Genomic DNA, 13321 nt, shown 5'->3' on the forward strand with positions numbered 1-13321 from the left:
CCGCGATTTGTGCTCGCACAAGTCCTGGGCTGCCCCGCGTGACGCAGGTCAGAATCATCTTTTGCATCAGCGGGATATTCTGTAGCCTTGCGCAGCTTCAACGCTGTGCCTGATGAATACTCACTCTCCCGGCGGTACCCTTAAGTGGTCCGGAGCCGGGTGTATACTCGACTTTCGCGCGAAAGCGCCCGCAGGTCTTGCGATCATGACGCAAATTTCTGAACGCTTACTGGTTCAAGCTCACCTCGACGCCAAGCAGCCCAAGCCGCTGACGGTCGAGGAAGAGGCTTATTACCGCGCTGCCATTGCTGCCGAGCTCAAGGCTCAGGACGCGGTGCTGGTTGCCCACTTCTATTGCGATCCGGTGATTCAGGCCCTGGCCGAAGAAACCGGTGGCTGCGTCTCTGACTCCCTGGAAATGGCGCGCTTCGGCAATGCCCATCCGGCCAAAACCGTGGTGGTCGCCGGTGTGAAGTTCATGGGCGAGACCGCGAAGATTCTCAATCCCGAAAAACGCGTCCTGATGCCAACCCTGGACGCGACCTGCTCGCTGGACCTGGGTTGCCCGGTGGACGAGTTCTCGGCGTTCTGTGATCAGCATCCGGAGCGCACGGTGGTGGTGTATGCCAACACTTCGGCGGCGGTCAAAGCCCGGGCTGATTGGGTGGTGACTTCAAGCTGCGCGCTGGAGATTGTCGAAAGCCTGATGGATAACGGCGAGACCATCATCTGGGGGCCGGACAAGCACCTGGGTACTTACATCCAGCGTAAGACCGGCGCGGACATGCTGCTGTGGGACGGTGCCTGCATCGTTCACGAGGAGTTCAAATCCAAGCAGCTTGAGGACATGAAGGCGCTGTACCCGGACGCGGCCATTCTGGTGCATCCGGAATCGCCGACGTCGGTGATCGAACTGGCGGATGCCGTCGGTTCCACCAGTCAGTTGATCGCGGCGGCGCAAACCCTGCCGAACAAGACCTTCATCGTCGCCACCGACCGCGGCATCTTCTACAAGATGCAGCAGCTGTGCCCGGACAAGGTCTTCATCGAGGCTCCAACGGCCGGTAACGGCGCAGCGTGCCGCAGTTGCGCGCACTGCCCATGGATGGCGATGAATACCCTTGAGCGGACGCTGAAGAGCTTGAAGGAAGGGACGAACGAGATCTTTGTGGATCCGGCGTTGATTCCGCAGGCGATTCGGCCGTTGAAGCGGATGCTGGACTTCACCCAGGCGGCGCGGATGAAGTTGGCGGGTAACGCTTAAAGAGCAAGATCAAAAGATCGCAGCCTTCGGCAGCTCCGCGCCTATGGGCGCTGCCGAAGGCTGCGATCTTTTTTTATGGGCGCTACTTTTGTTTCTTTGGAACACGAACAAGCTGGGTGTTGGAATACATGTCATGCCAGCTGCGTTTCTGTTTGTCGAACAGCGGCCAGAGAAACCCCAGCCCCACACACAGCCACGACGCGATCGACACCACAAACCGCAGCAGCGCCTGCCACAGGCTGATGGACGAGCCGTCAGCATTCTGAACACGGATGCACCACACCTGCATACCCAGGGTCTGACCGGACCAGGTCCAGAACTTGGCGAAGAAACCGAAGAGCACGAAAAACAGCACCGTCGACAGCAATGGATCGCCGTCCAGCGCGCCGGCTTCGGTGAGCTTGCGCATCTTGTCTTCGCCGATGATCGCCATCTGGATCATCTTGTAAATGCCGCTGGTGACGATCAGCAGGGCCGTGCATAACAGAAAGTCATAGAACATCGCTGCCAGGCGACGGCCCAAGGTAGGGGCGGGAAAGTCGCCCTGGGGGTTGAGCAAGTGTTTCGACATGGCAGCCTCTGGGCGAAAAAAGAAAGCCATTTTACGGATTTACGCGCACAAAAAAGCCCCTGATGTCAGCATCAGGGGCTTTTTCGTTACAGAAGGTTAGGCTTCTGCTTGTACTTCGTCAGCCTGCATGCCTTTCTGGCCTTGCACAGCAACGAAGGTCACTTTCTGGCCTTCTTTCAGGCTCTTGAAGCCGTTGCCCTGAATAGCGCGGAAATGCACGAACAGATCCGGACCGCTTTCTGGAGTGATAAAACCAAAACCTTTCTCGTCGTTAAACCACTTGACGGTACCGCTCTGACGTTGGGACATTTCTTATTTCCTTTGACGCAAAAATTAATGACAGTCTCCTTCATATGAAAGAGTACTGGGGCTGGTTGCAGGAAAGTAAGAAGACGTAGAACGGGATGTAGCTAACTTGTAGGCTACTGCCCAGGTCACGATTCCAAGCGACCCATGCAAACACAGTGAACAAACTCTACGCCAACTAGCCGATAAAAAACAAGCCCCTGTGAGGGGCCCGGTTTTGCTCGGCTTGGTGGCTATTAGTCGGTCCACTAGTGCGTGCTTATTCGATGAAGGTGTTCAATTGTTTTCGAACGTTATAAGCAAAGTTCATAATCGAACGACTGCACTGTTTTATGGCGGTTGCGTTACAGATTAGTGCACTGTTAACGCAATCGCGTTACTTATAGAAACAGTCAATCAACCACGATAGTAGCGTTGTGGAACAAATGGCATTTTGCTTACAAGCAAAGGCACCTTTTTCCCACGGACAATTGCCCAAACCGGCGTATCGATCGCGATGTAAGCACTGTCGACGTAACCCATGGCCAGAGGACCACCCAAGGTCGGCCCGAAACCACCACTGCACACGCTACCGATGATGTCGCCGGCTTCGTTGACGATTTCTGCGCCTTCGCGCACTGGCGTGCGTTCCTGCGGCAACAGACCAACGCGTTTACGGCTGATACCACCTTGTTGTTGGGCGAATACGCTTTCAGCGCCCGGGAAGCCGCCGGCCCGTGCGCCATCGGCACGACGTGGCTTGGAGATGGCCCACAGCAGGCTTGCCTCAATCGGGGTGGTCTCGGTGTTCATGTCGTGGCCATAGAGGCACAGGCCGGCTTCCAGGCGCAGGGAGTCGCGAGCGCCGAGGCCGATGGCCGCCACTTCAGGTTCAGCCAACAGCGCGCGCGCCAGGGCTTCAGCGTTGGCGGCCGGCACCGAGATTTCAAAACCGTCTTCGCCGGTGTAGCCCGAACGGCTGACAAAGCAGTCCACGCCCAGCAGTTTCACGCGGGCGAACTGCATGAAGGTCATCTTCGACACTTCAGGCGCCAGGCGTGCAAGCACAGTCACAGCAGCCGGGCCTTGCAGGGCCAGCAACGCGCGTTCTTCGAACAGTGGCTCGATGCTGCACTGGTCGCCGATGTGCTTGCGCAGGTGCGCCAGGTCCTGATCCTTGCAGGCGGCGTTGACCACCAGGAACAGTTCGTCGTTACCGAGGTTGGCGACCATCAGATCGTCGAGGATGCCGCCGGTCTCGTTGGTGAACATTGCGTAGCGCTGCATGCCCACCGGCAGGTCGATGATGTCCACCGGCACCAGGGTTTCCAGGGCTTTGGCGGCATTGGCGCCGGTCAGGCGGATCTGGCCCATGTGCGAGACATCGAACAGCCCGGCCTGATCACGGGTGTGCTGGTGTTCTTTCATCACGCCCAATGGGTATTGCACCGGCATGTCGTAGCCGGCGAACGGCACCATTCGCGCGCCGAGTTCGATGTGCAGTGCGTGCAGCGGGGTTTTCAGCAATTGTTCGGTGGACATATTCAGCTCCTGAAAAAGTGTGCAGATGCCAATGCGCGCGCATTAGCACTCGATAATGTTGACCGCCAAACCGCCACGGGCGGTTTCCTTGTATTTGCTTTTCATGTCGGCGCCGGTCTGGCGCATGGTGCGGATGACCTTGTCGAGGGAAACGAAGTGCTGACCGTCACCACGCAGGGCTATGCGCACCGCATTGATGGCTTTCACCGAGCCCATGGCGTTGCGCTCGATGCACGGCACTTGCACCAGGCCGCCAATCGGGTCGCAGGTCAGGCCGAGGTTGTGTTCCATGCCGATTTCGGCGGCGTTTTCCACCTGCGAAACGCTGCCGCCAAGGACTTCGCACAACGCACCGGCCGCCATCGAACAGGCGACGCCGACCTCCCCCTGACAACCGACTTCAGCGCCGGAAATCGAGGCGTTTTCCTTGTACAGAATGCCGATCGCGGCGGCGGTCAGCAGAAAACGCACGACGCCGTCTTCATTGGCGCCGGGGATGAAGCGCATGTAGTAATGCAACACTGCCGGGACGATCCCGGCTGCACCGTTAGTGGGCGCGGTGACCACGCGTCCGCCGTTGGCGTTTTCTTCGTTGACCGCCAAAGCGTAGAGGTTGACCCAGTCCAGTACTGACAGCGGATCGCGCAGCGCCGATTCCGGGTTCTTGCACAATTGCCGATGCAGCGCCGCCGCTCGGCGTTTGACCTTCAAGCCACCGGGCAGGATGCCTTCGTTGCGGCAACCGGCGTCGACGCAGTCCTGCATCACCTGCCAGATGTGCAGCAGACCGGCACGGGTTTCCGCTTCCGGGCGCCAGGCACTTTCGTTGGTCAGCATCACCTGGCTGATCGACAAGCCGTAGGTGGCGCAATGACCGAGCAGGTCCTTGGCACTTTTGAACGGGAAGGTCAGCGGCGTGGCGTCCTCGACGATGCGATCGGCGCCGGCAGCGTCTTCATCGACGACGAAACCACCGCCGACCGAGTAGTACTCGCGGCTGCGGATTTGTATGCCTGCCGCATCGAACGCGCGAAAGATCATGCCGTTGGGGTGATAAGCCAACGGTTTGCGGATCATCGCCAGATGCAGCTTTTCGTTGAATTCGATGGAGTGCTCACCGAGCAGGTTCAAACGACCGTTACTGCGAATCTCTTGCAGACGGGCGGCGACGGTTTCGGTGTTCACGGTGTCCGGGTGTTCACCTTCCAGGCCGAGCAACACAGCCTTGTCGCTGCCGTGGCCTTTACCGGTGGCGCCGAGCGAGCCGTAGAGCTCGACTTTGACGCAGGTTGTTGCGGCCAGCAGCCCTTCACGGCGCAGACCTTCGGCGAAACGCGCAGCAGCACGCATCGGGCCGACGGTGTGGGAGCTGGAGGGGCCGATGCCAATCTTGAACAGGTCGAACACGCTTAACGACATGAGTTGTTCTCCGGTTTCTTGTTATAGGAATTCACGGAATCTGGGGCTTTGCACGGACCCTGTGGGAGCGAGCTTGCTCGCGAATGCGGTGGGTCAGGCAACGTTGATGGTGACTGATCTACCGCATTCGCGAGCAAGCCCGCTCCCACAGGGGATATGCGGTGCTCTTGAGAGTGGGGGCGAGCGAACCCGCCCCTACATTTTTAAGCGTAGCTTTCGATCGACGGGCAGGCGCAAACCAGGTTGCGGTCACCAAACACGTTGTCGACCCGACCGACCGGTGGCCAGTACTTGCCTTCGATCAAGGAGGCAACCGGGTAAACCGCTTGCTCACGGCTATACGGATGCGTCCACTCGCCCACGATTTCCGCCGCGGTATGCGGGGCGTTTTTCAGCGGGTTGTCGTCCTTGTCCAGCGTGCCGTTTTCCACCGCGCGGATTTCTTCGCGGATGCGGATCATGGCGTCGCAGAAGCGGTCCAGTTCTTCCTTGGATTCGCTTTCGGTCGGCTCGATCATCAGCGTGCCGGCCACCGGGAACGACATGGTCGGGGCATGGAAGCCGAAGTCGATCAGGCGTTTGGCGACGTCATCGACGCTGATGCCGCTGCTGTCTTTCAGCGGACGCAAATCGAGGATGCACTCGTGCGCGACCAGGCCGTTGCTGCCGGTGTAGAGCACTGGATAGTGTTCTTCGAGGCGACGGGAGATGTAGTTGGCATTCAGGATCGCCAGTTGCGAAGCACGCTTCAAACCGGCGCCGCCCATCATGCGGATGTACATCCAGGTGATCGGCAAAATGCTTGCGCTGCCGAACGGTGCGGCGCAGACCGCGCCTTCTTTACGCTCCATCTGGGCATGGCCCGGCAGGAACGGCGTCAGGTGCGATTTCACGCCAATCGGGCCAACGCCCGGGCCGCCACCGCCGTGGGGGATGCAGAAGGTTTTGTGCAGGTTCAAGTGCGAGACGTCGCCGCCGAACTTACCCGGTGCGCAGAGGCCGACCATCGCGTTCATGTTGGCGCCGTCGATGTAGACCTGGCCGCCATGGTCATGAACGATGCCGCAGATTTCGCGGATGCCTTCTTCGAACACGCCGTGGGTCGACGGGTAAGTGATCATCAGCGCAGCGAGGTGTTCACGGTGTTCGATGGCCTTGGCGCGCAGGTCTTCGATGTCGACGTTGCCACGGGCATCGCACGCGGTCACCACCACGCGCATGCCGGCCATGTTGGCGGTCGCCGGGTTGGTGCCGTGGGCCGAGGACGGTATCAGGCAGATGTCGCGACGATCTTCGCCACGGCTCTGGTGATAGGCGCGGATCGCCAGCAGGCCAGCGTATTCACCCTGGGAGCCGGCGTTCGGTTGCAGCGAGATCGCGTCGTAACCGGTGGCGGCGCAGAGCATCGCCTCCAGTTCGTCGGTCAGTTGCTGGTAGCCGGCGCTTTGCGCGGCCGGGGCGAACGGGTGCAGGGCACCGAATTCAGCCCAGGTCACCGGGATCATTTCGCTGGCGGCGTTGAGTTTCATGGTGCAGGAACCCAGCGGGATCATGGTGCGATCCAGTGCCAGGTCCTTGTCGGCGAGCTTGCGCAGGTAGCGCATCAGCTCGGTTTCCGAGTGGTAACGGTTGAACACCGGGTGGCTGAGGATCGGCGATTGGCGAACCAGTTCAGCTGGGATGGTGCTTTGAACGCTTGTAGCCAATGCCGCGAAATCTGGCAGCGCTTTGCCGTCAGCCAGCAGCGCCCACAAGGTTTCAACATCAGCTTGCGAAGTGGTTTCGTCGAGGGACAGGCCCAGACGTTCAGCATCGACCACACGCAGGTTGATCTGCTGGGCGCGAGCCTTGTCGTGCAGCTTGGCGGTGTTGGCGCCAGTGTTCAGCGTCAGCGTATCGAAGAAGTTTTCCTGCTCAACCGTGAGACCGAGTGCGCTCAAGCCTTTGGCCAGAATCGCCGTCAGGTGATGCACGCGGTTGGCGATCTGCGTCAGGCCTTTCGGGCCGTGATAAACGGCGTACATGCTGGCGATGTTGGCCAGCAAAACCTGCGCCGTGCAAATGTTGCTGGTGGCCTTCTCGCGGCGGATATGTTGCTCGCGGGTTTGCATCGCCAGGCGCAGGGCCGGCTTGCCGAAACGGTCCACCGAGACGCCGACCAAACGGCCCGGCATGTCGCGCTTGAACGCATCTTTCGTCGAGAAGTACGCCGCGTGCGGGCCACCGAAACCCAGTGGCACACCGAAACGTTGCGCACTGCCGATGGCCACGTCGGCACCGAACTCGCCCGGCGGGGTCAGTACGGTCAGGGCCAGCAGGTCAGCGGCCACCGCGACCAAGGCATTGGCGGCGTGGAAGCGTTCGGTCAGTTCGCGGTAATCAAACACGTCACCGTTGCTGGCCGGGTATTGCAGCAGCGCGCCGAAGAACGGCGTCACGTCGGTCAGTGCTTGCTCGTCGCCGACCACCACGTCGATGCCCAACGGCTCGGCACGGGTGCGCAGCACGTCGAGGGTTTGCGGGTGGCAATGCACGGAAGCGAAGAACGCATGGCTGCCTTTGTTCTTGCTCAGGCGTTTGCAGAAGGTCATCGCTTCGGCAGCGGCAGTGGCTTCGTCCAACAGCGAGGCGTTGGCAATCGGCAGGCCGGTCAGGTCGCTGATCAAGGTCTGGAAATTCAGCAGCGCTTCGAGACGACCCTGGGAAATCTCCGGTTGGTACGGGGTGTACGCGGTGTACCAGGCCGGATTTTCCAGCAGGTTGCGCAGGATCGGCGACGGCGTGTGGGTGCCGTAGTAACCCTGGCCGATGTAGGTCTTGAACAGCTGGTTTTTGCTGGCGATGGACTTGATCAACGCCAGGGCATCGGCTTCGCTCAGGCCATCTTCGAGGCCGAGCACGCTGGTGCCTTTGATGCTGTCCGGGATGACGCTGGCGCTCAGGGCTTCCAGGGAGTCGAAGCCGAGGCTGTTGAGCATCGCTTGTTCGTCGCCGGAGCGCGGGCCGATGTGGCGGGCGATGAATTCGTTGGCGGTCGTGAGGTTTACTTGAGTCATGTCGGCGCTCCTCAGGCTTCGGCGTTGGCTTTGATCAGACGGTCGTAAGCGTCTTGATCCAGCAATTGGGCAACAGCCGATGCGTCGGTTGGCTGGAAGCGGAAGAACCAGCCTTCGCCCAGGGGATCTTCGTTGACCAGCTCAGGGCTGCTGTCGAGTGCCGAGTTCACTTCCAGCACTTCACCGTCGAGCGGCATGTAGACGCCGCTGGCGGCTTTCACCGATTCCACGGTGGCGGCTTCAGCGCCTTTTTCGTAGGACTGCAGCTCAGGCAGTTGTACGAAAACCACGTCGCCCAAGGCGTTCTGTGCGAAAGCGGTGATACCGACTGTGACGCTGCCGTCAGCTTCGGTACGCAGCCATTCGTGATCTTCAGTAAAACGCAACTCGCTCATGGAAACTCCTAAGGGGGCCAGACTCGTCTGGTGGACGCGATTGAATGCTTGGGCAAAAGCCCTTCTTTATAGGAGGTTACTAAGCAAAATCGCTGCCAATGTTAATAAGTCCTTATAAATCAAAGTCTTGTTGGCTTTCGAGAGGCGAGCAAAATGAATGCCCGTAGCGAAATCGCTACAGTACGAAGCAAAGAAAAAAGCGTAATGGGATCAAAGCCTTGCACAGCGGTGATCGGAGGACAGTGTATCGATATCGTTCCGCTGTAGCGCTTTCAGTACAGATGAAGGTCGCTTTCGAGCATGGTTTTGAATGCGCCATAGAACCCTGTGGGAGCGGGCTTGCTCGCGAATGCGGTGTGTCAGTCACATCAATGCCAACTGACACACCGCATTCGCGAGCAAGCCCGCTCCCACATTTTGACCGAGTAAGGCTTAGGGTTTGCTTGGAATGCCGTACTTGCGCAATCGATGAGCAATCGCGGTATGGGAGGTTTGCAGCCGATTGGCCAATTGCCGGGTCGAGGGATAGCTGACGTAGAGTTTTTCCAGCAGCGTCTTCTCGAACTCTTCCATCGCTTGCTCAAGGCTGTCGACGTCGCTGTCACTCTGGCGCGCCACGGAGGTGCCGGCGATGTCGAGGTCGCCGATGTCCACCAGGCTGCTTTCGCAAATCGCGGCGGCGCGGAAGATTACGTTCTGCAATTGCCGCACATTGCCCGGCCAGCGGTTGCCGAGCAGTGCCGGGTAAGTGCCCGGCGCCAAGCGACAGATCGGACGCTGGATCTGCGCGCAGGCCTGCTGCATGAAGTAACGGGCCAGCAGCAGAATGTCCTGGCCGCGTTCACGCAGCGGCGGGACTTCGACGTTGAGCACGTTGAGGCGATAGAACAGGTCTTCGCGGAAGGTGCCTTCGCTGACCATTTTTTCCAGGTCTCGGTGGGTGGCGCTGAGGATCCGCACGTTGACCTTGACCTCACGATCACCGCCCACTCGACGGAAGCTGCCGTCGTTCAAAAACCGCAGCAGTTTCGCCTGCAAGTACGGCGACATCTCGCCGATTTCATCGAGAAACACCGTGCCTTGGTTGGCCAGTTCCATGAGCCCCGGTTTGCCGCCCCGTTGCGCGCCGGTAAATGCGCCGGGGGCATAGCCGAACAGTTCGCTTTCGGCGAGGTTCTCCGGCAATGCCGCGCAGTTCAATGCGAGGAACGGCGCACTGTGCCGCGCACTGATGGCGTGACAGGCCCGGGCTACCAGTTCTTTGCCGGTGCCGGTTTCGCCCTGGATCAATAGCGGTGCGTCGAGGGCCGCGACACGTTGGGCGCGAGCCTTAAGGGTGCGAATCGCCGGGGATTCGCCGAGCAATGCATCGAAACCTTCGGCGTGGTCATGGTGCAATGCTGAAAGGCGTTCACCGATGCGGCTCGGTTGATACAGCGTCAGCAGGGCGCCCGCGTCGGTGATCGGCGTGGCGTCCAGCAGCAGGGTCTGGCCGTTGACGGTGATCTCGCGCAGCGGCAGGCGAAAGCCGTTTTCCAGCAAGGCATCGAGCAGCGCCGGGTCGGCAAACAATTCGGTGATGCTTTCACCGGCGGGTTCGCGACCGTACAAGGCAATCAGCGCCGGGTTGGCCAGCAACACGTTGCCGGCGCTGTCCAGGGCCAGCACCGGGTCGGTCATGGCCGCGAGCAATGCGTCGAGCTGCAAGTGCCGGCGCTGGCCGGGCAGGATGTCGACCACCGTCACCGCTTGCACGCCGTGCACGCTGAACAGCGCATCGCGCAGCTCTTCGAGCACTTCCGGGCTCAGGGTCGGGGCGTCGATGTAGACGTTGGGCGGAACCATTTCCACCGCATCCAGATTGAGATTGCGCCCACCGAGCAAGGCCAGGACTTCCTGGGTAATGCCGACGCGGTCGATGAAGCTGACGTGGATACGCATGGGGCGGTTTTTGGTTCTGGAGTGCGGAGGGTGGCAAGTATGCCTTGGAGGAGGGGGTTAGGTGAAATCTGGCGCAGGTCTTCGGTGTGGCGATGATCCCCTGTGGGAGCGGGCTTGCTCGCGAAAGCGGGGTCTCAGTCACTATTAATGTTGACTGACAGACCGCTTTCGCGAGCAAGCCCGCTCCCACAGTTGATCGTTGGTGTTCGCACAATTGTGTTCGGCACAGAACCCTTTATTCGAGGTGTTCGGGTTTCACCGGGTCGCCGGATTTAACGTCCAGCTGCGCCCGCACGTCCTCGAACATTGCGTCGTAGGTCCTGTGCATCGACGCGATGTTGGCTTCTTTGGGGATGCCATGTTTATGTGCGATTTGCATGGCATGCCGGGCGAAGTCAAACGCTTGGTCCTTGGGCAGAAAGAACTCTTCTTTCATGTCTTTGCCTTCGATGCTGCCATGCATCTTGAACAGCATGCCCTTGCCTTCCTTGGGGTCCTGGGTGACTTCATAGTCGATGCACAGGTTGTAGCTGTAATCGTCCTTGTTCAGCGCGTGGCGCTCGATGTGCAAGTGACCGGGCTCGAACGTAGCCATAAACATCTCTCCTTCGAAGGCATTGGAGAACGGCAGACCCCGGGCCTGCCGCTGAGTTTCTTTTTTAGAGGTAAGTAATGCCAGGTGTCGCTGTGCTGATGCGGGTGCCGGCCTTGCCCTGGACGATCGCTTCGATGTCCGAGAGTGAACCGATGACCGCGACTTTGCCAGTATGGCGGGCGAACTCGCACGCGGCCTGGACCTTCGGCCCCATGGAGCCGGCGGCGAAGCCGAGTTTTTCCATGTCGTCCGGGTGGGCCTGGGCGATGGCTTTCTGGGTTGGCTTGCCGAAGTCTATAAATGCGGCGCTGACGTCGGTGGCGATTACCAGCAGATCACTTTCCAGCTGTTCGGCCAGCAGCGCCGAGCACAGGTCCTTGTCGATCACCGCTTCCACGCCTTCGAGTTTTCCGCTGGCGCCGTACATCGTTGGAATGCCGCCACCGCCAGCACAGATCACGATGCTGCCCTTATCCAGCAGCCACTTGATCGGGCGGATTTCGAAGATGCGTTTTGGCCGTGGGCTGGCAACCACACGGCGATACTTGTCGCCATCCGGGGCAATCGCCCAACCTTTTTCGGCGGCGAGTTTTTCCGCTTCAGCCTTTGAATACACCGGGCCGATGGGTTTGGTCGGGTTCTGGAACGCCGGGTCCTTGGCATCGACTTCGACCTGAGTCAGCAGGGTGGCGAACGGCACTTCGAAGTCCAGCAGGTTGCCCAGTTCCTGTTCGATGATGTAGCCGATCATGCCTTCGGTTTCGGCACCGAGCACGTCCAGCGGGTAGGGCGAAACCGAGGTGTAGGCTGCCGCTTGCAGCGACAGCAGGCCGACTTGCGGGCCATTGCCGTGGGCGATGACCAATTGGTTGCCGGGGTAGATCCTGGCGATCTGTTCGGTGGCGACGCGGATATTGGCGCGTTGATTGTCCGCGGTCATGGGTTCACCACGGCGGAGCAGGGCGTTACCGCCCAGAGCAACGACGATACGCATAATGCAGTCCTTTCAGAGTTCGGTGATCCCTGTGTTGACTGGCTTTTGTGGCGAGCGAGCTTGCTCGCGCTCGAGCGCGCAGCGGTCGCAATCAGGTTATACGCGGTGTACCTGACGCGATGCGGTGATGCATTTACGACTGCTGCGCAGCCGAGCGGGAGCAAGCTCCCTCGCCACAAAAAGCCGCTTCCACAGGAAGGAAAGCGGCAGTCTTTTTAGATATCCGCCAACGCCGACACCAGGATCGCCTTGATGGTATGCATGCGGTTTTCCGCTTGTTCAAAGGCGATGTTGGCTGGCGATTCGAAGACTTCTTCGGTCACTTCAACGCCGCCGGCCAGGTGCGGATAGCGCGCGGCGATGTCCTTGCCGACCTTGGTTTCGCTGTTATGGAATGCCGGCAGGCAGTGCATGAATTTCACGCGCGGGTTGCCCGAGGCTTTCATCATTTTCGCGTTGACCTGGTACGGCAGCAGTTGCTCGATGCGCTCGTCCCACGCTTCCACCGGCTCACCCATCGACACCCAGATGTCGGTGTGGATGAAGTCCACGCCCTTGACCGCTTCTTTCGGGTCTTCGGTGATGGTGATGCGGGCGCCGCTTTCTTCAGCGAATTCTTTGCACTGGGCAATGAAGTCCGCGTGTGGCCACAGGGCTTTGGGTGCAGCGATGCGCACATCCATGCCCAATTTGGCGCCGATCATCAGCAGCGAGTTGCCCATGTTGTAGCGCGCATCGCCGAGGTAGGCGTAGCTGATTTCATGCATCGGCTTGTCGCTGTGCTCGCGCATGGTCAGTACGTCGGCGATCATTTGCGTCGGGTGGAATTCAGCGGTCAGGCCGTTGAACACCGGCACGCCAGCGAACTTGGCCAGCTCTTCGACGATTTCCTGTTCAAAGCCACGGTACTCGATGGCGTCGAACATCCGGCCCAGCACACGGGCGGTGTCTTTCATGCTTTCTTTGTGGCCGATCTGCGACGACACCGGGTCGATGTAGGTGACGTGAGCACCCTGGTCGTGGGCTGCGACTTCGAAGGCGCAACGGGTGCGGGTCGAGGTTTTTTCGAAGATCAGCGCGATGTTCTTGCCTTGCAGGTGTGGACGCTCGGTGCCGGTGTACTTGGCGCGTTTGAGGTCCCGGGACAGGTCGATCAGGTAGTTGAGCTCGCGAGTGGTGTGGTGCATCAAGCTCAGCAAGCTGCGGTTGCGCATGTTAAAAGCCATGATTTGGATCTCCTTGGGTTTCGGTTATCCGCC

11 protein-coding genes are annotated in these 13321 nt (G+C 59.8%); 1 reads left to right on the plus strand and 10 read right to left on the minus strand.

Annotated elements, in window-relative coordinates:
- Nucleotides 1-205: 205 nt before the first annotated feature.
- Nucleotides 206-1264: a quinolinate synthase NadA gene (nadA, locus tag AC1MEW_RS10470; RefSeq protein WP_201206148.1), complete on the plus strand. Its 1059-nt coding sequence runs from the start codon at nt 206-208 to the stop codon at nt 1262-1264.
- An 82-nt stretch (nt 1265-1346) separates the two neighbouring features.
- Here nadA and AC1MEW_RS10475 read toward each other — a convergent pair whose 3' ends face one another.
- From AC1MEW_RS10475 to AC1MEW_RS10520, 10 genes are all read right to left on the minus strand, one after another.
- Nucleotides 1347-1835 carry an RDD family protein gene (locus AC1MEW_RS10475; RefSeq protein WP_480426197.1) on the minus strand — a complete coding sequence of 163 codons (489 nt, stop codon included), beginning with the start codon at nt 1833-1835 and terminating at the stop codon, nt 1347-1349.
- Nucleotides 1836-1931: 96 nt separating this feature from the next.
- Nucleotides 1932-2144 (minus strand): cold-shock protein, encoded by a 213-nt coding sequence (locus AC1MEW_RS10480; RefSeq protein WP_003175786.1) that lies wholly within the window; start codon nt 2142-2144, stop codon nt 1932-1934.
- Nucleotides 2145-2537: 393 nt separating this feature from the next.
- Nucleotides 2538-3662, minus strand: coding sequence for a glycine cleavage system aminomethyltransferase GcvT (gene gcvT, locus AC1MEW_RS10485; protein WP_201206144.1), 1125 nt, complete (start codon nt 3660-3662; stop codon nt 2538-2540).
- A gap of 42 nt (nt 3663-3704) precedes the next feature.
- Nucleotides 3705-5081 carry an L-serine ammonia-lyase gene (locus tag AC1MEW_RS10490; protein WP_323570480.1) on the minus strand — a complete coding sequence of 459 codons (1377 nt, stop codon included), beginning with the start codon at nt 5079-5081 and terminating at the stop codon, nt 3705-3707.
- Between the two features lie 203 nt (nt 5082-5284).
- Nucleotides 5285-8137, minus strand: a complete 2853-nt coding sequence (gcvP, locus tag AC1MEW_RS10495; RefSeq protein WP_480426198.1) for an aminomethyl-transferring glycine dehydrogenase — start codon at nt 8135-8137, stop codon at nt 5285-5287.
- 11 nt (nt 8138-8148) lie between these two features.
- The gene (gcvH, locus tag AC1MEW_RS10500) at nt 8149-8532 is read right to left on the minus strand and encodes a glycine cleavage system protein GcvH (RefSeq protein ID WP_480426199.1); all 384 of its coding nucleotides are present in this window, start codon (nt 8530-8532) and stop codon (nt 8149-8151) included.
- Nucleotides 8533-8964: 432 nt separating this feature from the next.
- Nucleotides 8965-10473: a sigma-54-dependent transcriptional regulator gene (locus AC1MEW_RS10505; protein WP_480426200.1), complete on the minus strand. Its 1509-nt coding sequence runs from the start codon at nt 10471-10473 to the stop codon at nt 8965-8967.
- Nucleotides 10474-10708: 235 nt separating this feature from the next.
- Nucleotides 10709-11068, minus strand: a complete 360-nt coding sequence (locus AC1MEW_RS10510) for a DUF5064 family protein (protein ID WP_201256785.1) — start codon at nt 11066-11068, stop codon at nt 10709-10711.
- Between the two features lie 64 nt (nt 11069-11132).
- Nucleotides 11133-12062: a carbamate kinase gene (gene arcC, locus AC1MEW_RS10515; protein WP_201256786.1), complete on the minus strand. Its 930-nt coding sequence runs from the start codon at nt 12060-12062 to the stop codon at nt 11133-11135.
- Between the two features lie 215 nt (nt 12063-12277).
- A complete protein-coding gene (locus AC1MEW_RS10520) occupies nt 12278-13288 on the minus strand; it encodes an ornithine carbamoyltransferase (RefSeq protein ID WP_201194045.1) in 1011 nt (336 codons plus the stop codon).
- Nucleotides 13289-13321: the final 33 nt, after the last annotated feature.

Source organism: Pseudomonas sp. ASL4, assembly GCF_056680395.1.